Here is a 21,135-nt window from a genome sequence, read left to right on the forward strand (position 1 = left end):
CATGACCGCCGCAGCAGCTGCCGTGCCTGTTGCCGCGCCGCGCCTCGTGCGCGGGGCGGTGGCGGGGCGTGCGCTGGCGGTCGTGCTGTTCCTCGGAGGCCTGCTGGCCCTGGGCTTCCTCTTCGGGGGTCCGGCGCACGCGGCGGACCAGCGGTCGATGGCGGACCAGCGGTCGATGACGCCCGCGGAGCATGCGGAGCGGTCGGCTGCCGTCGAGCGGCTCCCCGACGCGCCCGGCGCCGATGCCGACGCGGCCGCCGTGGGCGGCCGTGTCACGGACGCCGTGCACGAGGTCGCGGAGGCCGCCGAGCCGGTGGCCCGGACCGTGACCGAGCCCGTCACGGGCGCCGTGCGCGAGGTCACCGGCGCGCTGCCCGAGGCCCCGGTGACACCGCCCTCGGCCCCGGCCCTGCCCAGCGCTCCTCCGGCACCGCTGCCCGAGGCCCACCCCGGCGTACCGCTCGTACCGCCGGCCGGCACCGCCCCGGACCAGTGGACGGCCCAGGAGTCGGCCGAGGGCGCCGCACCGGGCGGGGCCACCGGCGCCGAGGCCGCCGACCGGGACCTCACCGGTGACCAGGCCACCGCCGCCCAGCCCGGGACACGGGCCGCGACCTCGCACGGCGCGGCCGCCGACGCGAGGGGCACCGGCCCGGACACCCGTGCGGCCGAAGGCGAACGCCGCCCCGCGCACACGCACGCCGCCGCGCCGCCGCAGCCCCTGGCGCCCGGCCCGTGCGGCGGGGCCGTGCGCCAGTCCGCCGCCGGTGACGGCGGCACGTCCCGCGGCGGCGACCAGCACGCCGTGGCGTCCTCGGCGGAAGCACACACCGGTCCGGTCCGGGGCGCCGCGCTGCCCGCGACCGAGGCACCCACCCAGGACCGACCCCGCAACATCCTCGAATTCCCCGGCTAGGGCAGGCCTTCCCCCGCTCAATCGACCTGCCGCGCGGGGGCGGGACAGGTCTGCCCGCCGTCTCCAGAACCGAATTCGAAGGATCCGACGCACCCATGCACAAGAACATCCGCCGTTCCATAGCCGTCGCCGCCACCGCCACCGGTATGTGGGCCATCGGCACCGCCGCCGCCAGTGCGGCCGAGGTCTCCGTCTCCGTGCCGCTCTCCACCCCGGACAAGGTGGTCGACGCGGCCGACACGGCTGTCGACACGGTCGCCGACGACACCACCGCCGTCGCCACCGCGCAGGTCCAGGACACCCGGCAGCAGGTCACCCAGGACGTCACCACCGACGCCCGGTACGCGACCGCGCAGGCCCAGGACGTGACCACCGACGCCCAGTACGCGACCGCGCAGGTCCAGGGTGTGGGCACCGAGGTCCAGAGCGAGGCCGAGGGCGAGATCGACTACCTCTTCGGCCCCCTCTCCGCCTTCGCCCACGAGGTGCAGAGCGACCCGGCCGCCACCGTCACCCCCGTCGCGGACGCCGCCGCCCAGGACGCGCTGCCGCCCATCGCATACCGCGCCGTCCACTCCGCCGTGCCGGTCGCCGGCCAGGCGGCCGGTGACGCGGGTGTCCTCGCCGAGGACCTGGTCTCCGACGCGTACCCGTTCGCCGAGGGCGTCGTCTCCCAGGTCCAGCCGCTCGCCGGTGGCGTGGCAGGCCAGGTCGACCCGTTCGCGGACGGTGTCACGGGCTCGGTGCAGCCGCTCGTCCAGGCAGTGGCCGACCAGGTCCAGCCGGTGGCCCAGGGCGTGAGCGGCAGCGCGACCGGCCTGGCGTACGGCGTGACCGGTGAGGTGGCGCCGTTCGCGTACGACGTGACCGGCGACGTCCAGCCCTTCGCGACCGGCCTGGCGGCGGGCGTCACCTCCGACGTCCAGCCGCTCGTCGGCAACGCCGTCTCCGGCCTCCAGGGCACGGCCGGCGCCGTCACCCCGGACTACCTCCCCTACGGCATCTGATCCGTACCGGATCCGACGCGTCTGATCCGGTACGAAATCCGTAGCAACGGGCGGTCTCACAGTCGGTGGGGCCGCCCGTTTGAGGTCCGTGCTTGTGACAGGTATCACCGCTCCGGTGTGACCTGCGATTTAGGTGGCCCGGTCTCACGGGGATAATCTGCGAGACGGACATGCCGCGTCCACGGACACCGTGTACGCCTCCCTTGTGACAGCGCAGTCACGTTGCCCTCCGCGGCACGCCCACGCAGACAACGGAACCGCGATCACCAGAAAAGGGACGGACGCGCGTGGACCTGTTCGAGTACCAGGCGAGGGACCTCTTCGCCAAGCACGGTGTACCGGTGCTGGCCGGTGAAGTCATCGACACGCCTGAGGCGGCGCGCGAGGCGACCGAGCGACTGGGCGGCCGTTCGGTCGTCAAGGCGCAGGTGAAGGTCGGCGGCCGCGGCAAGGCCGGTGGCGTCAAGCTGGCCGCCACTCCGGACGAGGCCGTCGCCCGCGCGACGGACATCCTCGGTATGGACATCAAGGGCCACACGGTCCACAAGGTGATGATCGCCGAGACGGCGCCCGAGATCGCCGAGGAGTACTACGTCTCGTACCTCCTCGACCGCACCAACCGCACCTTCCTCGCCATGGCGTCCGTCGAGGGCGGCATGGACATCGAGGAAGTCGCGGCCACCAAGCCCGAGGCCCTGGCGAAGATCCCGGTCGACGCCAACGAGGGTGTCACCGAGGCCAAGGCCCGCGAGATCGTCGAGGCCGCCAAGTTCCCGGCCGAGGTCAAGGACCAGATCGCCGAGATCCTGGTGACCCTGTGGAAGACCTTCGTCGCCGAGGACGCCCTCCTCGTCGAGGTCAACCCGCTGGCCAAGGTCGCCGACGGCCGTGTCATCGCGCTGGACGGCAAGGTGTCGCTGGACGCCAACGCCGACTTCCGCCAGCCGGAGCACGAGGCCCTCGAGGACAAGGCCGCAGCCGACCCGCTCGAGGCTGCCGCCAAGGCCAAGAACCTCAACTACGTCAAGCTCGACGGCGAGGTCGGCATCATCGGCAACGGCGCCGGCCTGGTCATGTCGACCCTGGACGTCGTCGCGTACGCCGGTGAGGCGCACGGCGGCGTGAAGCCCGCCAACTTCCTCGACATCGGTGGCGGCGCGTCCGCCCAGGTGATGGCGAACGGCCTGGAGATCATCCTCGGCGACCCGGACGTCAAGTCCGTCTTCGTCAACGTCTTCGGTGGCATCACCGCCTGTGACGAGGTCGCCAACGGCATCGTCCAGGCGCTGCAGCTGCTCGCCGACAAGGGCGAGGAAGTCACCAAGCCGCTGGTCGTGCGCCTCGACGGCAACAACGCGGAGCTGGGTCGCAAGATCCTGTCGGACGCCAACCACCCGCTCGTGCAGCGTGTGGACACCATGGACGGCGCGGCCGACAAGGCCGCCGAGCTCGCGGCTGCGAAGTAAGGGACGAGGTCGGAAACACCATGGCTATCTTCCTGACCAAGGAAAGCAAGGTCATCGTCCAGGGCATGACCGGTGCCACGGGCATGAAGCACACCAAGCTCATGCTGGGTGACGGCACCAACATCGTCGGTGGCGTCAACCCGCGCAAGGCCGGCACGTCCGTCGACTTCGACGGCACGTCCGTCCCCGTCTTCGGCACGGTCGCCGAGGCGATGAAGGAGACCGGCGCCGACGTCTCCGTCCTCTTCGTGCCGCCGGCCTTCGCCAAGGCCGCCGTCGTCGAGGCCATCGACGCCGAGATCCCGCTGGCCGTCGTCATCACCGAGGGCATCGCGGTCCACGACTCCGCCGCGTTCTACGCGTACGCGGTGGAGAAGGGCAACAAGACCCGGATCATCGGCCCGAACTGCCCCGGCCTGATCACGCCGGGTCAGTCCAACGCCGGCATCATCCCGGGCGACATCACCAAGCCCGGCAAGATCGGCCTGGTGTCCAAGTCGGGCACGCTGACCTACCAGATGATGTACGAGCTGCGTGACATCGGCTTCTCGTCGGCCGTCGGCATCGGTGGCGACCCGGTCATCGGCACCACCCACATCGACTGCCTCGCGGCCTTCGAGGCCGACCCCGAGACCGAGCTGATCGTGATGATCGGTGAGATCGGTGGCGACGCGGAGGAGCGGGCGGCCGACTTCATCAAGGCCAACGTCACCAAGCCGGTCGTCGGCTACGTCGCGGGCTTCACCGCCCCCGAGGGCAAGACGATGGGCCACGCCGGTGCGATCGTGTCCGGTTCGTCCGGCACCGCGCAGGCGAAGAAGGAGGCCCTCGAGGCCGCGGGCGTCAAGGTCGGCAAGACGCCGACCGAGACGGCCAAGCTGGCGCGCGCGATCCTCGCGGGCTGAGCGCACCGACTGCTTGAACAAACCGGCTGCCCGAGCAACCGGCCGTCCGAACAACCGGCCGTCCGAGCAACCGGTTGCCTGAGCACCGGTGCCTGGGCACCGGCTGCCTGAGCAATCAGCCGGCTGATCTGCCGCACAGACGATGGGCCCGCTCCCGGACGAACATCCGGGAGCGGGCCCATCGCCGTCTCGCCGCGCGGGTCAGTGCGTGTCCGGCACCAGGCGGGCGGGGCCGGTGACCGGTTCGCCGCGGAGCCTGTCGCGCAGCGCCGCGTCCTGGGGAGTGAGCCGCTGTGGGCCGCTGAGGACCGGGACCCCGTCGACCGCCTCGCCCGGAGCCAGGGGCGGCTGGTACCCGGTCGGCGCGGTGGCCAGCGTGAACGCGGTCGCGCCGATGACGAGCGCGGTCAGCGCGATGGCCGCCCTGGTCCAGAACCTGATCCGGCGTTCGCTGCCGGTGCGCGCGGTCCGCGGCGCGGCCAGCACCATGGCGGGACCCTTGGCGAGCAGTGACGTCAGCCGCTTGTGCAGAACCTCCGGATCGGCGAGCTCCGGGATCCGCTCGGCGAGCAGCTCGCGGGCGTGCAGGACGCGGTTGCCCGCGGCGGGGGTGCTCGCCTCGGTCTCGGCGGCCGTCTCCGGCAGGTCCAGGCCCAGCCCGTCGTAGAGCAGCAGTGTGCGGCGGTACGCCGGAGGCAGGTCCAGCAGCGCGCCGCGCAGCGCCTGTGCGGCCTGGTCGGTGGTCGGGGCGTCGGGGTGCCGGTGGGAACGCCGCAGCCGGTGCCAGGGCGACAGCGCGTACTCGTGCGTCACCGCCCGCACCCACCCGGCCGGGTCACGGTCGACCGCGACCTCGGGCCAGCGTTCCCAGGCCAGGTGGAAGGCGTACTCGACGGCCTCGCGGGACAGCAGGCGCCGCCCGGTGAGCAGGTAGGCCTGCTGTACGAGGGCGGGGGCGGCGTACGCGTACAGCGCGTCGAACGCGTCGGCGGGTGCGAGGGGCGCGGCCTCCGGCCCTGTCCCTGTTCCTGTCCCCGTCCCAGCCCCTGGCCCCGGCGCCGTCCCCGGAGTGTCCGCCGCCCGGGTGTCCGAGGCGTCATCGGCGCGGGCCGCGCTCTCGGCTCCCGAGCGGCGTGTGGGCTCTCCCGGTGCGTCCCGCCGCGCGGTGCCCAGGAGCCTTGCGTACACCTCCCGTTTGCGCCCGCGCGGGCTTGTGCGCCCCGTCTCCCAGGAGCGCACCGTCGCGCGCGTCACGCCGACCAGCTGGGCGAGCTGTTCCTCCGTCATGGACATCGCCTCACGCAGCCGGCGCCGTTCCTTGGGGGAAGGCAGCGGGGGCGTGGAAGGAGCGGCGTCGGTCGTGGTCGTGGTCTGGGTCATGGCCGGCCCCCGGCAGGGCTGCACTCGACGAAAAAGTACATAACCGTATATTGCGCGCCACACCGGCCAATCTGCCGTTACGTGGATCAAGCGCGTGTCGTTGGCAGCATGGCGCCGTGACCGAAGCGACCGACCACCCGCTGGCCCTCGTGCAGGGCGGCCGGACCGCCGCGCTGGCCGGGTCCTGTGTGCGCGGCGCGCTCGCCGCCGGGCTGGGGCTCGGCTCCGTCACCGTCCTGGTGATGGTGATGTGGATCAGCTCCCCGTACCCGGACAGCGGCCCCGGCGGCGCCCTGCATGTCTCCGCGGGTGTCTGGCTCCTCGCCCACGGCGCCGAACTGGTCCGCCCCACCACGCTCTCCGGCGCGGCCGCGCCCGTCGGTGTCGTCCCGCTGCTGCTCGTGGGACTGCCGGTGTGGCTGGTGTACCGGACCGCGCGCGACGCCGCCGAGCCCGGAGAGGCGCGGCCCAAGCCGTCGGCGGGCGGCGCGGTGGCCGCCCTGACGGGCGGCTACCTGCTGGTCGCGGCCGGGGCCGTCGGATACGCGGCGGGCGGGCCGCTGCCCGCCGAACCCCTCGGCGCGGCGCTCCGTCTGCCACCGCTCGTCGCGCTCGCCGCGGCCGCCGGGGTGTGGACGGCGCACGGGCGACCGACGGGGCCGCTGCCGGCGTGGGTGCCGGAGCGGGTCCGGGTCGGGCTCGCCCGCTCCCGCACGGCCACCGCCGTCCGCGCCGCGGGTGCGGGGCTGGGCGTGCTGGTCGGTGGGGGAACGGTGCTCGTCGCGGTGTCGCTGGTGTGGCACGCGGGCGCGGCGCGCGAGTCCCTGCTGGGTCTGTCGGGCGCCTGGTCGGGGCGGACGGCGCTCCTGCTGCTGACCGTCGCCCTCGTCCCGAACGCGGCGGTGTGGGGCGCGGTGTACGGGCTGGGGCCCGGATTCCTGCTCGGTACGGGGACCGCGGTGACGCCGCTCGGGGTGACGGGGGCCGCCGCGCTGCCGCCCTTTCCGCTGCTGGCCGCGGTGCCGACGGACGGGCGCGGGTCCTGGGTGAACTGGACGGCCGCGGTGGTGCCCGTGGCGGCGGGCGCGGCGGTCGGGTGGTTCTGCGGGTGGCGGATGCGGGGCGAGGGCGGGCATGGTGAGGGGGCGCGGGACGCGGGTGTCGGGGACGCGGGTGTGCGGGGGGACGCGGGCGTACGGCATGGGGGCCTGCGGGACGCGGCTTCGGCTGCTCTGCTGGCGGCCTTCTGCGTCGGGGCGGCGGTCGCGGTGCTGGCGGCGGCCGCGGGCGGGCCCCTGGGCACGGGGCGCCTGGAGGCGTTCGGCCCGGTGTGGTGGCAGGCGGGCGGGGCGGCCGTGGTGTGGACGGCGGGCCTCGGCGTGCCCCTGGCGACGGCACTGCGGGCGTGGCGGCGGCGGGGTGAAACCGGGCCGGCAGCGGTGCCGGTCCCGGCCCCGGTCCCGGCCCGTGTGCCCGTACCGTCGCCGGACGCGGCCGCCCCTGCCCCGGTGCGTACGCCCGGGCGGTCCGCCCCCGAGGACGACCCGGGCGACCCGGCCTTCGAGCCGTACGACTTCCTCCCCGCGTCGTGGGAGGACCCGGCGGCGCGCGAAGCCCGCTGGACGGCCCTCAAGGAGGCCTCGGGCGGCCTCGTGGCCACGTTCCCCGCGGCTGCGGAAGCCCCCGCGTCGCCCCTGCCGCACCCGGAGCCCCCGGCGTACCTGGGGCCCCCTGTGTACCCGGAGCCTCCGCCGGCGGACGACGCCACGGGAACCTCGGACACTCCTGGGGCCCCCGAGGCCCCCGAGGCCCCCGAGGCCCCCGAGGCCTCGAAGTCCGAGCAGCCCTGACCGCCCTCGTTGCCCGTTGCCCGGTGCTCCTCGTTACTCCTGGACGCCGAAGACGTCGCGCAGGGGCTCCGGGAGCATCTGGTTGCAGGACAGCTGGCCCGTCTTCGTCAGGGCGTCGTCCACGCACGCGTAGTAGTCGCGGTAGACGAGCTGGACCGTGAACGTCGCCGCCACGATCATCAGCGCCAGCGCCGCCGTGACCAGCCCGCTCACCGCGGCGGTCGTCTGCGGACGTCCCGAGCCGGGCGGCGGGCCGACCGGGGCCGGAGCAGCAGCCGGGGCGCCGCCCGCGGCCCCGCCCGGGGCGTCGGTCACGGCGGGCCGGCCGGCGCCGGCGCGGGGCTTGGCGCGCAGCGAGCTGATGCCCCAGTAAAGGGCCAGGGCGCCCAGCAGCAGACCAATCTCCGGGAAGTCGAAGATCGCGAAGAAGAACGCCCACATGCCCGACAGCAGTGCGTAGCGGGCGCGGCGCTGCGCGGGGTCGGTGGGGTCCCAGCGCGGGGTGGGCGACTCGGACCCGCCCCGGCCCTGGCCGCCGCCCTGCTGGTCGCCGCTCGGGCGGTTGCCGAATCCGCCGGAGGAGCGCCCCGGCTGCCGCGGGCTCCACTGGCTCCCCCAGGCCGGGCGGTCCCGCTGCGGTTCCTCGGGGGAGCCCTCCGGGGTGCCGTCGCCGTCGCCGTCACCGCTCGAAGGTCGGCGCGGCTGCCAGGGCTGGTCCGGCCTGCCCTCCGGCGGCGGGGCGAACGGATTGTTCTCGTCCCTGGGCTCCGTGGACTGGCGTTCCCGCGGCAGGAGGTGGATGGCCGTGCGGCGGCGTCGGTCCGGCATGTGGTGAACGTCTTCCCCTCAGACCCCGGGCCCGGCGCGACAGCGCGCGGCGGGGGTCTCGTGTCGTCGTGTCCGTCCCGTTCGGGGACGGCCCTGCCTCAGACGCTACCCCCCGGCCCCGCCCCCGTCCCGTGGGGGCGGCTGGGTGTGCCGGTATCGTTGCTGACGGTCGGCTCTCTCGTAGAGTTCCCCGTATCGAGGGGCCCGATTCATTTGTAGGACCACACAAAGCAACGCGAAAAGGGTTTCCCCGTGGCCGCCGCCCGCCTCGTCGCCCTGGTCTCCGGATCGGGCACGAACCTGCAAGCTCTGCTCGACGCCATCGCCGACGACCCGCAAGGTTTCGGGGCCGAGATCGTCGCGGTCGGCGCCGACCGCGACGGCATCGCCGGCCTGGAACGGGCCGAGCGCGCCGGGCTGCCCACCTTCGTGTGCAAGGTCAAGGACCACGCCACGCGTGACGCGTGGGACCACGCGCTGACCGAGGCGACCGCCGCGTACGAGCCGGATCTCGTCGTCTCGGCCGGGTTCATGAAGATCCTCGGCAAGGAGTTCCTGGCCCGTTTCGGCGGCCGGATCGTCAATACGCACCCGGCCCTGCTGCCCAGTTTTCCCGGTGCCCACGGAGTGCGGGACGCGCTCGCGCACGGCGTGAAGGTCACCGGATGCACCGTCCACTTCGTCGACGACGGCGTCGACACCGGACCGATCATCGCCCAGGGCGTGGTCGAGGTCCGGGACGAGGACGACGAAGCCGCTCTCCATGAGCGCATCAAGGAAGTCGAGCGCTCGCTGCTCGTCGAGGTCGTGGGGCGTCTGGCCCGGCACGGCTACCGCATTGAGGGACGAAAGGTTCATGTCGGTGAATAAGCCCATCCGTCGCGCGTTGATCAGTGTCTACGACAAGACGGGGCTGGAGGAGCTCGCCCGCGGGCTGCACGAGAACGGCGTCGAGCTGGTCTCCACCGGCTCCACCGCCGCGAAGATCGCCGCGGCCGGTGTCCCGGTCACCAAGGTCGAGGAGCTCACCGGCTTCCCCGAGTGCCTGGACGGCCGCGTCAAGACGCTGCACCCGCGCGTGCACGCCGGAATCCTCGCCGACCTGCGGCTGGACGCGCACCGCGAGCAGCTCGCCGAGCTGGGCGTGGAGCCGTTCGAGCTGGTCGTCGTGAACCTGTACCCGTTCCGCGAGACGGTCGCCTCCGGCGCGACGCCCGACGAGTGCGTCGAGCAGATCGACATCGGCGGCCCCTCCATGGTCCGTGCCGCCGCCAAGAACCACCCCTCCGTCGCGGTCGTCACCTCCCCGGCCCGGTACGGCGACGTCCTCGACGCCGTCAAGGCGGGCGGTTTCGACCTGAGCGCCCGCAAGCGCCTGGCCGCCGAGGCGTTCCAGCACACGGCCGCGTACGACGTCGCCGTGGCCTCCTGGTTCGCCGACGAGTACGCCGCCGCCGACGAGAGCGGCTTCCCGGACTTCCTGGGCGCCACGTACGCCCGCGACAACGTCCTCCGCTACGGCGAGAACCCGCACCAGGGCGCCGCGCTGTACGTCGACGGCACGGGCGGCCTCGCCGAGGCGGAGCAGCTGCACGGCAAGGAGATGTCGTACAACAACTACACGGACACCGACGCCGCGCGCCGGGCCGCGTACGACCACGACGAGCCGTGCGTCGCCATCATCAAGCACGCCAATCCGTGCGGCATCGCGATCGGCGCCGACATCGCCGAGGCGCACCGCAAGGCCCACGCCTGCGACCCGCTGTCGGCCTTCGGCGGCGTGATCGCCGTCAACCGCCCGGTGTCCGTGGCGATGGCCGAGCAGGTCGCCGACATCTTCACCGAGGTCATCGTCGCCCCCGACTACGAGGACGGCGCGGTCGAGGTCCTCGCCCGCAAGAAGAACATCCGGGTACTGCGAGCCCCCGGTGCCCCCGCGGGCACCGTCGAGGTCAAGCCCATCGACGGCGGCGCGCTGCTCCAGGTCACCGACCGCCTCCAGGCGGACGGCGACGACCCGGCCAACTGGACCCTCGCCACCGGCGAGGCCCTCTCCGCGGCCGAGCTGGCCGAGCTGGCCTTCGCCTGGAAGGCCTGCCGCGCGGTCAAGTCCAACGCGATCCTGCTCGCCAAGGACGGCGCGAGCGTCGGCGTCGGCATGGGCCAGGTCAACCGTGTCGACAGCGCCAAGCTCGCGGTGGAGCGGGCGGGCGAGGAGCGCGCCCGGGGCGCGTACGCCGCGTCCGACGCGTTCTTCCCGTTCCCCGACGGCCTGGAGATCCTCACCGCGGCGGGCGTCAAGGCCGTGGTGCAGCCGGGCGGTTCGGTCCGTGACGAGCTGGTGGTGGAGGCCGCGAAGAAGGCGGGCGTGACGATGTACTTCACGGGCACGCGCCACTTCTTCCACTGATCCCGATCCCAATCCCGATCCTGATCCGGATTCGTACGGCACAAAAGGCCGCGGCCCACCGCTGTTGAGCGGTGGGCCGCGGCCTTTTTCGTGCGGGATCCGCGCGTATCAGTAGCGCGGACGGTTGAACCAGGCGCCGGCACTGCTGGTGACCATCGAGGCGAGGATGATGCCGCCGATGGCGAAGCCGATGAGGGCTCCCACGACCGCGGACCCCTGACCTTCCCCACCCACCAGGTTTCCGAGGCTCAGCAGCAGGAACAGCGCCGCGTAGACGATCGTCGTCACCCGGATGCCGTTGCCGCCCTTGGAGAAGCGGACTCCGAGGAAGATCGCCCACCCCGCGAAGGCGAGCAGGATGAGGACGACGAGGTAACCGAGGCCGGCCAGGCCGTCGGTCGCCTCACCCGCGCCCACCGAGTCCGACATGTCCTGGGCCGCCGCGATGGCGACGGCGGCGATGATGCCGCCGATGATCTGCAGACCCGCGATGATGAACAGCAGGACGCGGGCCGTCTGCATCAGGCCCGGCATCGTCATCGGCGCGCCACCCGGGTAGCCGGCGCCGTACGCCGGCGGGGGCGGGGCGGCCGGGTAGCCGTAACCCGGCTGCTGCGGCTGGCCCTGCTGGGGGTAGCCGTAGCCGGGCTGCTGCTGGGGCTGGCCCTGGGGCTGGCCGTAGGGATTGTTCGGGTCGCCGAAGCTCATGGCGGGTTTCCTCCGTTGATGTGCGGGGACGGCGCGGCCCGCGCGGAGGAACTTCACATACTTTTGAGCGGTTTTGCCCCCCGGCACTGCCCGCGGCACTGCGCGGATCATCGTCGTCGTATGGTCGACTTTTTGTCCAGTCGGAATAACAAGGTGTTGTGCAAGTGCAACCTCGAGTGCACGCGAAGTGCTCGCGAATTGGAACCCGGGCGGGGTCATCCGCGAGGATGGGCACATGACCGCCCAGATTCTCGATGGCAAGGCCACCGCCGCCGCGATCAAGTCCGACCTGACCGCCCGCGTGGCGGACCTCAAGGCCCAGGGCATCACCCCCGGCCTCGGCACCGTCCTGGTCGGCGACGACCCGGGCAGCCAGAAGTACGTCGCGGGCAAGCACCGGGACTGCGCGGAGGTCGGCATCGCCTCCATCCAGCGGGAACTGCCCGCCACCGCCACGCAGGAGGAGATCGAGGCGGTCGTACGCGAGCTGAACGAGGACCCGTCCTGCACCGGTTACATCGTGCAGCTGCCGCTCCCCAAGGGCATCGACGAGAACCGCATCCTGGAGCTGATGGACCCCGCGAAGGACGCGGACGGGCTGCACCCGATGAACCTGGGCCGCCTGGTGCTCAACGAGCCCGCCCCGCTGCCCTGCACCCCGAACGGCATCATCACGCTGCTGCGCGCGCACGGCGTCGAGATCAACGGCGCGGAGGTCGTGGTCGTCGGCCGCGGCACCACCATCGGGCGCCCGATGCCGCTGCTGCTCACCCGCAAGTCGGAGAACGCGACGGTCACGCAGTGCCACACCGGTACGCGGGACCTCGCCGCGCACCTGCGGCGGGCCGACATCATCGTGGCCGCGGCGGGCGTACCGCACCTGATCAAGCCCGAGGACGTCAAGCCGGGGGCGGTCGTCCTCGACGTGGGTGTCAGCCGTGACGAGAGCGGCAAGATCATGGGCGACGTGCACCCGGGCGTGAACGAGGTAGCCGGGTGGCGCGCCCCGAACCCGGGCGGCGTCGGCCCGATGACGCGGGCCCAGCTGCTGGTCAACGTCGTCGAGGCGGCCGAGCGCGCCGCCGGCGCCACCGCGAGCTGAGCCGGACCGGAGAGGGCGACCCCATGGGCGTACGGGCGAACGACGACTCCGCCACCCCGGCCCGGCCCGCCGCGGCCGGGCCCGCCGCGGGCGGCCGTCCCACGACGGGCGGCTCCGGCGCCGCAAGTGGCACGGCGGACCCGGCGGCCGACCGGGCGGGCCGAACCGTCACGGGCAGCCCGGGCACCGAGGCCTCCACCCCCGCGCGCCCGGCCGCCGAGCCGCCCGCCGCCGGCCCGGCCGAGGGCCCGGCTGCCGCACGGGCCGCCGATGCCCGCTCCGGTGGCGACGAACCCGCCGACGCCCCCGCCGACGCGACTGCCGGCCCCCGCCCGGCCGAGCGCCCGGCCGACGAGCCCGCCCCCCGCTCCCGTACCGACGAACCCGCCCCCCGCTCCCGTGCCGACGGCACCGCCGCCCGCTCCCGTGCCGACGAGTCGCGCGTCGCCGGGGAGGAGGGACCTCGGCCGCGGGTGTCCCGGAGGCCGCCGACCGTCACGCGGGACACCGCGCGGCCGGAGGGCGGCGGGCGGGCCGCGCCGGGGGACGCGCCGGCGCCCGCGCGGCAGTGGCCCCTGCTCACCGTCCTCGGGCTGACCGCGCTCGGTCTGTTGATCGTCGGCTTCGACCCGTTCCCGCAGGCGCCCCGGATCGGGGCGATGCTCATCGGCCTCGCCCTGCTCACCGGTGCCGCCCTGCGGCGCGTCCTGCCCTCCGTGGGGATGCTCGCCGTCCGGTCGCGGTTCACCGACATGGCCGCGTACGGAGTGCTCGGCGCCAGCATCGTGCTGCTCTCGCTGATGACCCAGCCGTCGCCGTGGCTGGAGATCCCGTTCCTGGAGGACGCCGTCCGGTTCGCGGTGCGCTAGCCGAGGGCAGGACGGGCCCCCGGGACCGCCGCACCGCGCGTCGGGAGGCCGCGTAGGTCCTCGCGCTCTACCTTGACGACGAGACATGTCGTCGCCGCGCGAGAGGGACGTACCGCCTCATGTCCAAGATCAAGGTTGCCCAGCCCGTCGTCGAGCTCGACGGCGACGAGATGACCCGCATCATCTGGCGGTTCATCAAGGACCGGCTGATCCTGCCGTATCTCGACGTCGACCTGAAGTACTTCGACCTGGGCATCCAGAACCGCGATGCCACGCGCGACCGGGTGACCGTGGACGCGGCCGACGCCATCAGGGAGTACGGCGTCGGCGTCAAGTGCGCCACGATCACTCCGGACGAGGCGCGCGTCGAGGAGTTCGGGCTCAAGGCGATGTACCGCTCGCCCAACGGCACCCTCCGCAACGTCCTCGGCGGCGTGATCTTCCGCGAGCCGGTCATCATGAGCAACCTGCCGCGGCTCGTCCCGGGATGGACCAGGCCGATCGTCGTCGGACGGCACGCGTTCGGCGACCAGTACCGCGCCACCGACCTCAAGGTCCCCGGCCCCGGCACGCTCACCATGACCTTCACGCCGCAGGACGGCTCCGATCCGGTCGAGCTGGAGGTGTACGAGTTCCCGGGCGCGGGCGTCGCCCTGTCGATGTACAACCTCGACGAGTCGGTCCGCGACTTCGCGCGCGCCTCGTTCCGCTACGGCCTGGCCCGCGGCTACCCGGTCCACCTGTCCACGAAGAACACGGTCCTGAAGAAGTACGACGGGCGTTTCAAGGACATCTTCCAGGAGGTCCTCGACGCCGAGTTCAAGGCCGCCTTCGACGCGGCGGGCCTGACCTACGAGCACCGCCTCATCGACGAGATGGTCGCCTCCGCCCTGAAGTGGGAGGGCGGCTACGTCTGGGCGTGCCAGAACTACGACGGCGACGTCCTGTCCGACCTCGTCGCGCAGGCGTTCGGCTCGCCGGGGCTGATGACGTCCGTCCTGATGTCCCCCGGCGGCCGGACCGTCGTGGCGGAGGCCGCGCACGGCACGGTCACCCGCCACTACCGTCGCCACCAGCAGTCCAGGTCGACCTCGACGAACCCCGTCGCTTCGGTCTTCGCCTGGACCCGGGGCCTCGCCCACCGCGGCGCCCTGGACGGTACGCCGGAGGTGACCGGGTTCGCGCAGGCCCTGGAGCAGGTCTGCGTCGAGACGGTCGAGGGCGGCCAGATGACCAAGGACCTGGCCGGCCTGATCTCGCCCGAGCACCCGTGGCTGACCACCGAGCAGTTCCTGGACGTTCTCGACACCGGGCTCCAGAAGAAGATGCTGTCGACGTGAGTCGCGCCACGTGAGCCGCGGCGCCCGTCCTCTCCCCCGAGCAGGACGGGCGCCGTGACCTGCGTACGAGCGTCATGCACCCGCCAATCTCGATCAAGACATGTCCGGGGCCTGTGGCACGGAGGTGACCATTCCGGCATGGTGTGATCGACCCGCAACGGATGCGAAACTGGGGCGGCACTCGGGACAGGGGCGCGTAAGGGGGCACGCTCACGTTCCGAATGCGCCCGTGCGCCCCCGTCTCAGGAACTGTCATCCTGACTCCGCGCATCCCTGTCGGTGACACCTGGGTGGAGACCCCGGTGGGCTCCGGGAGGCGTCAGGGGGGACGCAGCGCGGGGAGCACATCAGGCACGTACGGGGGGACAAGGGGGAAGCAATGCCTCGTTGGAAGGCGCTACCGGAGGAACTCGACCCACAGGTCAAGGAGTTCGCGAGTCAGCTGCGCCGGCTGGTGGACCGCAGCGGTCTGAGCATCGCCGCGGTCTCGGACCGCACCGGGTACAGCAAGACGTCGTGGGAGCGCTATCTGAACGGGCGGCTTCTCGCACCCAAGGGGGCGATCGTCGCGCTGGCCGAGGTCACCGGGACCAACCCGGTGCACCTCACCACCATGTGGGAGCTCGCGGAGCGCGCCTGGAGCCGCGCCGAGATGCGCCACGACATGACGATGGAGGCCATACGGATCTCCCAGGCCCGCGCCGCGCTCGGCGAGTTCGGCGGCACCGCCGGGCCGGGCGCCGACGGTTCGTCGCGGGTGAAGGCGGCGCCGGGGCCGGACCGGCCCGCCGCCCGGGGCGCCCACCGTGCGGAGCGGCCGTCCGTCATACCGCCCGACGGCGGCCCCAACGGGCCGGCCCGGCGGGGCCCCGCGGCCTCGGCGGCGGCGCCCGCCCCCAAGCCCGCCCCCGCACACGCGTCCGCTCCGGTGTCGTCCGCGCCGCAGGGCAGGCGCAAGGTGGCCATGTTCGTCGCCGGCGTCGTCGGCGCCCTGCTGGTGATAGCCGCGGCCGTCCTGCTGACCGACCTCGGCGGCGGTGACGACGGCCCCGCCCGGAACGTCGCGCAGTCCCCGGCGGCCACCCCCAGCACCAGCGCCTCCAAGCCGCTGCCCGCCGGCGTGAAGTGCAGCGGCGACGACTGCACGGGCCAGGACCCGGAAGCCATGGGCTGCGGCGGCGAGTACGCCACCACCACGTCCTCCGCGACCGTCGGCACCACCAAGGTCGAGGTCCGCTACAGCAAGACGTGCGGGGCGGCCTGGGCCCGCATCTCCCAGGCGGTGGCCGGTGACACGGTCACCATCAGCGCGGGCGGCGAGACGCAGAACGGCGCGGTGAAGATCGACAAGGACGCGTACACGCCGATGGTCGCGGCCGCCGACGGGACCGAACCGAAGGCGTGCGCCACGCTGGCGAGCGGCACGAAGGGCTGCACGGAGCAGCAGTGAGCCGCGGCAGTGAGCCGCGACACAAGGGGGCGGGGGTTGACGGGGCCCCGGGTCGGATAGCCTGACCGCTGGATATCTCTTCACGTCGAGACACCGATCGATCAACAGGGGATGTCCAGCACCAGGGGCAGGGACCCCCACCGCCAGCTGTCTTACGGAGATCGCCATGACCCGCACTCCCGTGAATGTCACCGTGACCGGCGCGGCCGGCCAGATCGGTTACGCGCTGCTCTTCCGCATCGCCTCCGGCCACCTGCTCGGCGCGGACGTGCCGGTCAAGCTGCGCCTCCTGGAGATCCCGCAGGGCCTCAAGGCCGCCGAGGGCACCGCCATGGAGCTCGACGACTGCGCCTTCCCGCTGCTGCGCGGCATCGAGATCACCGACGACCCGAACGTCGCCTTCGACGGCGCCAACGTCGCCCTCCTCGTGGGCGCCCGCCCGCGCACCAAGGGCATGGAGCGCGGTGACCTGCTGGAGGCCAACGGCGGCATCTTCAAGCCGCAGGGCAAGGCCATCAACGACAACGCCGCGGACGACATCAAGGTCCTCGTCGTCGGCAACCCGGCCAACACCAACGCGCTCATCGCGCAGGCCGCCGCCCCGGACGTACCCGCCGAGCGCTTCACCGCGATGACCCGCCTGGACCACAACCGCGCGATCTCGCAGCTGGCGAAGAAGACCGGCGCCCCGGTCACCGACATCAAGCGCCTGACCATCTGGGGCAACCACTCGGCGACCCAGTACCCGGACGTCTTCCACGCGGAGATCGCCGGCAAGAACGCCGCCGAGGTCGTGAACGACCAGCAGTGGCTGGCCGACGAGTTCATCCCGACCGTCGCCAAGCGCGGCGCCGCGATCATCGAGGCGCGTGGCGCGTCCTCGGCCGCCTCCGCCGCCAACGCCGCGATCGACCACGTGCACACCTGGGTGAACGGCACCGCCGAGGGCGACTGGACCTCCATGGGCATCCCGTCGGACGGCTCCTACGGCGTCCCGGAGGGCCTGATCTCCTCCTTCCCGGTCACCTGCAAGGACGGCAAGTACGAGATCGTCCAGGGCCTGGACATCAACGAGTTCTCCCGCAGCCGCATCGACGCGTCGGTCGCGGAGCTCGCCGAGGAGCGCGACGCGGTTCGCGGCCTGGGCCTGATCTGACCCGTACGGCGTACGGAACTCACCGCCCCCGGTAGCTGTCCCGCTGCCGGGGGCGCGGTGTTTCCACCGTGGCCGGGACGCCCGTGTACGGCCGCCGGAGGCGCAGGAACGGCAGTTCGATGGCGTGGTACGTCACGAACGACACCGCGACCGTGAGCGGGAGGGCCACCAGCACCGTGACGACGAAGGCGGCCCACACCGGCGGCAGGCCGGCCGGAAACCACCCTCCCCCGAGCTCTCGGCCTCGCTCGAACAGGGGGGACCCCCACTCGCCGATCACCGTCAGCACCATGAAGTGCGTCAGGTACACGGAGAAGCTGACCTCCCCGAGCCGGGCCAGGGCCCGGGAGAAGGCGCCGGTGGCCGGCCCGTTCGCCACGTACGCCACCACCACCAGCGCCCACACCGCGCCCTCCGCTCCGCTCCAGGCCAGCTTCAGCGGGCTGTCGGAGACGAACCCGTGGACCTGGTTGAACGACCACAGTAGGCCCACCGCCAGGGCCAGCGCGACCGGCGGCAACCACGCGGCCCGGAGCCGCTCGCGGTGGTGCACGTACACCCAGGCGGCCAGCATCCCCAGCAGGAACTGGTCGATCCGCCCGGCCAGGCCCAGGTAGAGCGACGCCGTGTGCGGTTCGGGCACCGGGCTGCTCAGCCACACCAGCGCCCGCAGCAGGGACACCGCCGCCAGCAGCCGCAGCAGGGCGCCGGGCCCGCGCTCGCCGAGGAGCCGGCCCAGCAGCGGGAAGACCAGATAGAACTGCATCTCCACGCACAGCGTCCAGAAGACGCCCCCGTACGGCTGTGCCGGCGTCGCGAACGTCAGGATCCGCAGCAGGTCCTGGAACGTGGGCATGGCGACCTGGGTGGCGAGGCCCAGCACGGTGACGACCAGGTAGAGCGGGTAGATCCGCAGCAGTCGGTTGGCGAGGAAGCGGCCGTAGCGGACCGGCTTGCCGTACGTGCCGACGGTGAAGATGAAGCCGGACAGGACCATGAACAGCGCCACGCCCGTGTGGCCCTCGAAGACCAGCGTGGCGGCCGGGTTCGCCGAGTACAGCCAGTCCGTCGCGGGGACGAAGCGGCGGCCCTCGATACGCGCGCTCAGCAGCTGGCACCCGTGGTACAGGACGACGAGCACGGCGGCGACAGCCCGCAGGTGGTCGACGGGGGCGAGGTAGACGCGGTCGTCGCTGCTGCGCATGGACGCACCCTAGGTCGGCCCGGGAGCCCTTCCGGGGAGCGACGCCCGCACCGGTCATCCATTCGGATCATTGCGAAAGCGCTATGAGATGTAGTACTTCTTATACATGAGCGAGCAGGTACACAACAGGCTGGCCGTGGTCAGGGCGGAGCGCAAGGTGTCGCGTCAAGCCCTCGCCGACGCCTTGGGTGTCCACTACCAGACCATCGGCTACATCGAGCGAGGGCAGTACAACCCCAGCCTTGACCTGGCGTTGAAGGCGGCCCGCTACTTCGGGCTGCCGGTGGAGGCGCTGTTCTCCCTGGAGCCGTTCCAGCCGCTCACCGAAGAGGTTTACGGGGTAAACGGGAGGAAGAAATGACCACCGCCGCGACGCGCCACGACCGGCGTATGTACACGATCATGAACAGGCGTGAGGCGCGGGCCCTGAGCAGCACCGCGGCGCGGCGCCGCCTGGTGGTCGGGGCACACATGGCGCTGACCTTGGCGATGGGGGCGGCCTGGCTGGGCGCCGTCCACCTGGTCTCCGTCTGGTGTGCGTACGCACTGTTCGCCCTGCTGGTTCCCTGGTGCCTGGCGATGGGCGTCATCAATGGATCCACCCGCGGGCTGTTGCAACTGCGCGGCCACATGCTGGACGAGCGCCAGTTCGTCGAGCGTGACCGGGTCCGGTCCATCGCCCACCGGATCACTCTGGGCGTGCTGTTCACCGGAGCGGCCGGGACCGGGCTCGCCGCCTGGCTCGGGGAAGTCCGCTTCGACGGCGGTCTGCTGTTCCCCGTGCTGTTCGCGCTGCTGATCACGCACTGGATGACGCCCTCGTGGGTGGCCTGCCTCCGGGTCCAGGACGAGGTCCCCGACGAGGTCTTCGACGAGCTGGACACCGTCGGCGGCAACTGAGCGCGACGGCTCCGCTACCCCGACAGGGAGTGAGCAAACCCACTTTCGCGCATGCTTTCCGTTTCCGAGGGCAGGGACCCGGGTCGCCGACCACCGTCGGTGACGAGAATCGGGAACGGAAGGCAAACGCGACGTGTCGGACCAACAGACCATCCACGTGGGCGGGGAGTGGCGAGCAGCCGTCACCGGCGCCACACGCGAGATCCTCGACCCCGCCGACGCCACGACCCTCGCGGTCGTCGCGGAGGGCGGGGCCGAGGACACCGACGCCGCGATCGCCGCCGCGCGCACCGCGTTCGACCAGGGCACCTGGCCGCGCACCCCCGTCGCCGAACGGGCGGCGCTGCTGCGCCGCGTCGCCGACCTGCTCCAGCGCGACCGCGAGGCGATCGGCCTGCTGGAGAGCCGCGACGCCGGAAAGACCCTGGAAGAGGGCCGTGTCGACGTCGACTGCGTCACCGACGCCTTCCGCTACTTCGCCGACCTCGTCATGAACGAGAGCGGCGGCCGGGTCGTCGACGCCGGATCGCCCGACATCCACAGCGTCGTCGTCCACGAACCCGTCGGCGTCTGCGCGCTGATCACGCCGTGGAACTATCCCCTCCTCCAGGCCAGTTGGAAGATCGCCCCGGCCCTGGCGGCGGGCAACACCTTCGTGATCAAGCCGAGCGAGATCACCCCGCTGACCACGGTCGCCCTCATCCGGCTCCTCGCCGAGGCGGGACTCCCGGACGGCGTCGCCAACCTGGTCACCGGACCCGGCGACCCCGTCGGCGCGCGGATGTCCGAACACCCCGATGTCGACCTGGTGTCCTTCACCGGCGGACTCGTCAGCGGTACGAAGGTGATGCGCGCCGCCGCCGACAGCGTCAAGAAGGTCGCCCTCGAACTGGGCGGCAAGAACCCCAACGTCGTGTTCGCCGACGCCTGCGCCACCGACGAGGGCTTCGACACCGCCGTCGACCAGGCCCTCAACGCCGCCTTCATCCACAGCGGCCAGGTCTGCTCGGCCGGCTCCCGCCTCATCGTCGAGGAGTCGCTGCGCGAGCGTTTCGTCGCCGAACTCGCGCGCCGCGCCGAGAAGATCCGCATCGGCCGCGGCACCGACAAGGGCGTCGAGTGCGGCCCCCTCGTCTCCGCGCAGCAGCTCGCGCGCACCGAGGAGTACGTCGCCTCCGCCCTCGCCGAGGGCGCCGTCCTCCGCGCCGGCGGCGAACGCCCCACCGGCCCCGCGTACGGCGACGGCTACTTCTACCGCCCGACCGTACTCGACGGCTGCCACCGCGAGATGCGCGTCGTCCGCGAAGAGGTGTTCGGCCCGGTCCTCACCGTCGAGACCTTCCGCACCGAGGACGAGGCCGTCGCCCTCGCCAACGACACCGAGTACGGCCTGGCCGGCGGCGTCTGGTCCGCCGACCCCGGCCGCGCCCGGCGCGTCGCCGGACGGCTGCGCCACGGCACCGTCTGGATCAACGACTTCCACCCCTACCTGCCGCAGGCGGAGTGGGGCGGCTTCGGCAAGAGCGGCATCGGCCGCGAACTGGGACCCGCCGGACTGGCCGAATACCGCGAGACCAAGCACGTCTACCAGAACCTCGCCCCGCGCCCCGTGCGCTGGTTCGCGGGCTGAGGCAGGGGACAGAG

Annotated in this window: 19 protein-coding genes; 15 read left to right on the forward strand and 4 right to left on the reverse strand. The window is 72.7% G+C overall.

Annotation, left to right across the window (positions count from 1 at the left end):
- Position 1: 1 nt before the first annotated feature.
- From ABT360_RS02300 to sucD, 4 genes are all read left to right on the forward strand, one after another.
- Positions 2-916, forward strand: a complete 915-nt coding sequence (locus ABT360_RS02300; protein ID WP_351809352.1) for a hypothetical protein — start codon at positions 2-4, stop codon at positions 914-916.
- Positions 917-1,011: 95 nt separating this feature from the next.
- Positions 1,012-1,923 carry a hypothetical protein gene (locus ABT360_RS02305; protein WP_351809355.1) on the forward strand — a complete coding sequence of 304 codons (912 nt, stop codon included), beginning with the start codon at positions 1,012-1,014 and terminating at the stop codon, positions 1,921-1,923.
- A 287-nt stretch (positions 1,924-2,210) separates the two neighbouring features.
- Positions 2,211-3,389 (forward strand): ADP-forming succinate--CoA ligase subunit beta, encoded by a 1,179-nt coding sequence (sucC, locus tag ABT360_RS02310; protein WP_344366249.1) that lies wholly within the window; start codon positions 2,211-2,213, stop codon positions 3,387-3,389.
- A gap of 20 nt (positions 3,390-3,409) precedes the next feature.
- Positions 3,410-4,294, forward strand: a complete 885-nt coding sequence (sucD, locus tag ABT360_RS02315) for a succinate--CoA ligase subunit alpha (RefSeq protein WP_351809359.1) — start codon at positions 3,410-3,412, stop codon at positions 4,292-4,294.
- A gap of 201 nt (positions 4,295-4,495) precedes the next feature.
- On the opposite strand, the gene ABT360_RS02320 is transcribed toward sucD, so the two are convergent.
- Positions 4,496-5,674, reverse strand: a complete 1,179-nt coding sequence (locus ABT360_RS02320; protein WP_351809362.1) for a helix-turn-helix domain-containing protein — start codon at positions 5,672-5,674, stop codon at positions 4,496-4,498.
- 116 nt (positions 5,675-5,790) lie between these two features.
- On the opposite strand from ABT360_RS02320, the gene ABT360_RS02325 reads away from it, so the two are divergent.
- The gene (locus ABT360_RS02325; protein ID WP_351809365.1) at positions 5,791-7,524 is read left to right on the forward strand and encodes a cell division protein PerM; all 1,734 of its coding nucleotides are present in this window, start codon (positions 5,791-5,793) and stop codon (positions 7,522-7,524) included.
- A gap of 33 nt (positions 7,525-7,557) precedes the next feature.
- Here ABT360_RS02325 and ABT360_RS02330 read toward each other — a convergent pair whose 3' ends face one another.
- Positions 7,558-8,352, reverse strand: coding sequence for a hypothetical protein (locus ABT360_RS02330; protein ID WP_351809367.1), 795 nt, complete (start codon positions 8,350-8,352; stop codon positions 7,558-7,560).
- A gap of 252 nt (positions 8,353-8,604) precedes the next feature.
- Between ABT360_RS02330 and purN the strand changes: the two genes are divergently transcribed.
- Both purN and purH read left to right on the forward strand, forming a co-directional pair.
- Positions 8,605-9,222 carry a phosphoribosylglycinamide formyltransferase gene (gene purN / locus ABT360_RS02335; RefSeq protein ID WP_351809370.1) on the forward strand — a complete coding sequence of 206 codons (618 nt, stop codon included), beginning with the start codon at positions 8,605-8,607 and terminating at the stop codon, positions 9,220-9,222.
- Entirely contained in the window at positions 9,209-10,762 is a 1,554-nt protein-coding gene (gene purH / locus ABT360_RS02340) for a bifunctional phosphoribosylaminoimidazolecarboxamide formyltransferase/IMP cyclohydrolase (RefSeq protein ID WP_351809373.1), read from the forward strand. The genes purN and purH overlap by 14 nt, the downstream gene beginning before the upstream one ends.
- Positions 10,763-10,870: 108 nt before the next feature.
- Here purH and ABT360_RS02345 read toward each other — a convergent pair whose 3' ends face one another.
- Complete coding sequence (locus ABT360_RS02345) at positions 10,871-11,470, reverse strand: hypothetical protein (RefSeq protein ID WP_351809376.1); 600 nt, start codon at positions 11,468-11,470, stop codon at positions 10,871-10,873.
- Positions 11,471-11,705: 235 nt separating this feature from the next.
- On the opposite strand from ABT360_RS02345, the gene ABT360_RS02350 reads away from it, so the two are divergent.
- The 5 genes from ABT360_RS02350 to ABT360_RS02370 all read left to right on the forward strand — a co-directional run bounded on the left by ABT360_RS02350 (position 11,706) and on the right by ABT360_RS02370 (position 17,387).
- Positions 11,706-12,572, forward strand: a complete 867-nt coding sequence (locus ABT360_RS02350; protein ID WP_351809379.1) for a bifunctional methylenetetrahydrofolate dehydrogenase/methenyltetrahydrofolate cyclohydrolase — start codon at positions 11,706-11,708, stop codon at positions 12,570-12,572.
- A gap of 23 nt (positions 12,573-12,595) precedes the next feature.
- Positions 12,596-13,441 carry a DUF3017 domain-containing protein gene (locus ABT360_RS02355; protein ID WP_351809382.1) on the forward strand — a complete coding sequence of 282 codons (846 nt, stop codon included), beginning with the start codon at positions 12,596-12,598 and terminating at the stop codon, positions 13,439-13,441.
- 119 nt (positions 13,442-13,560) lie between these two features.
- Positions 13,561-14,781, forward strand: coding sequence for an NADP-dependent isocitrate dehydrogenase (locus tag ABT360_RS02360; RefSeq protein WP_351809384.1), 1,221 nt, complete (start codon positions 13,561-13,563; stop codon positions 14,779-14,781).
- 379 nt (positions 14,782-15,160) lie between these two features.
- The gene (locus tag ABT360_RS02365) at positions 15,161-16,231 is read left to right on the forward strand and encodes an XRE family transcriptional regulator (protein ID WP_351809386.1); all 1,071 of its coding nucleotides are present in this window, start codon (positions 15,161-15,163) and stop codon (positions 16,229-16,231) included.
- Between the two features lie 166 nt (positions 16,232-16,397).
- Entirely contained in the window at positions 16,398-17,387 is a 990-nt protein-coding gene (locus tag ABT360_RS02370; protein WP_351809388.1) for a malate dehydrogenase, read from the forward strand.
- Positions 17,388-17,406: 19 nt separating this feature from the next.
- On the opposite strand, the gene ABT360_RS02375 is transcribed toward ABT360_RS02370, so the two are convergent.
- Positions 17,407-18,591, reverse strand: coding sequence for an acyltransferase family protein (locus ABT360_RS02375; protein WP_351809390.1), 1,185 nt, complete (start codon positions 18,589-18,591; stop codon positions 17,407-17,409).
- A 106-nt stretch (positions 18,592-18,697) separates the two neighbouring features.
- Between ABT360_RS02375 and ABT360_RS02380 the strand changes: the two genes are divergently transcribed.
- From ABT360_RS02380 to ABT360_RS02390, 3 genes are all read left to right on the forward strand, one after another.
- Positions 18,698-18,952: a helix-turn-helix transcriptional regulator gene (locus tag ABT360_RS02380; RefSeq protein ID WP_351809392.1), complete on the forward strand. Its 255-nt coding sequence runs from the start codon at positions 18,698-18,700 to the stop codon at positions 18,950-18,952.
- Entirely contained in the window at positions 18,949-19,491 is a 543-nt protein-coding gene (locus ABT360_RS02385) for a hypothetical protein (protein WP_351809395.1), read from the forward strand. Before ABT360_RS02380 ends, ABT360_RS02385 begins: the two co-directional genes overlap by 4 nt.
- Before the next feature lie 133 nt (positions 19,492-19,624).
- Positions 19,625-21,121, forward strand: a complete 1,497-nt coding sequence (locus ABT360_RS02390; RefSeq protein WP_351809398.1) for an aldehyde dehydrogenase family protein — start codon at positions 19,625-19,627, stop codon at positions 21,119-21,121.
- Positions 21,122-21,135: the final 14 nt, after the last annotated feature.

This window comes from Streptomyces sp. NPDC000229 (assembly GCF_040300825.1).
In the GTDB taxonomy this organism is placed as follows: Bacteria; Actinomycetota; Actinomycetes; order Streptomycetales; family Streptomycetaceae; genus Streptomyces.

Bases quoted from the DNA above. Each gene is read 5' to 3' on its own strand.
- ABT360_RS02375 (WP_351809390.1), bottom strand. From the start codon at position 18,591: ATGCGCAGCAGCGACGACCGCGTCTACCTCGCCCCCGTCGACCACCTG.
- ABT360_RS02360 (WP_351809384.1), top strand. From the start codon at position 13,561: ATGTCCAAGATCAAGGTTGCCCAGCCCGTCGTCGAGCTCGACGGCGAC.
- ABT360_RS02320 (WP_351809362.1), bottom strand. From the start codon at position 5,674: ATGACCCAGACCACGACCACGACCGACGCCGCTCCTTCCACGCCCCCG.
- sucD (WP_351809359.1), top strand. From the start codon at position 3,410: ATGGCTATCTTCCTGACCAAGGAAAGCAAGGTCATCGTCCAGGGCATG.
- ABT360_RS02305 (WP_351809355.1), top strand. From the start codon at position 1,012: ATGCACAAGAACATCCGCCGTTCCATAGCCGTCGCCGCCACCGCCACC.
- ABT360_RS02350 (WP_351809379.1), top strand. From the start codon at position 11,706: ATGACCGCCCAGATTCTCGATGGCAAGGCCACCGCCGCCGCGATCAAG.
- purH (WP_351809373.1), top strand. From the start codon at position 9,209: ATGTCGGTGAATAAGCCCATCCGTCGCGCGTTGATCAGTGTCTACGAC.
- ABT360_RS02380 (WP_351809392.1), top strand. From the start codon at position 18,698: ATGAGCGAGCAGGTACACAACAGGCTGGCCGTGGTCAGGGCGGAGCGC.
- ABT360_RS02385 (WP_351809395.1), top strand. From the start codon at position 18,949: ATGACCACCGCCGCGACGCGCCACGACCGGCGTATGTACACGATCATG.
- ABT360_RS02365 (WP_351809386.1), top strand. From the start codon at position 15,161: ATGCCTCGTTGGAAGGCGCTACCGGAGGAACTCGACCCACAGGTCAAG.
- ABT360_RS02355 (WP_351809382.1), top strand. From the start codon at position 12,596: ATGGGCGTACGGGCGAACGACGACTCCGCCACCCCGGCCCGGCCCGCC.
- ABT360_RS02370 (WP_351809388.1), top strand. From the start codon at position 16,398: ATGACCCGCACTCCCGTGAATGTCACCGTGACCGGCGCGGCCGGCCAG.
- ABT360_RS02300 (WP_351809352.1), top strand. From the start codon at position 2: ATGACCGCCGCAGCAGCTGCCGTGCCTGTTGCCGCGCCGCGCCTCGTG.
- ABT360_RS02345 (WP_351809376.1), bottom strand. From the start codon at position 11,470: ATGAGCTTCGGCGACCCGAACAATCCCTACGGCCAGCCCCAGGGCCAG.
- ABT360_RS02330 (WP_351809367.1), bottom strand. From the start codon at position 8,352: ATGCCGGACCGACGCCGCCGCACGGCCATCCACCTCCTGCCGCGGGAA.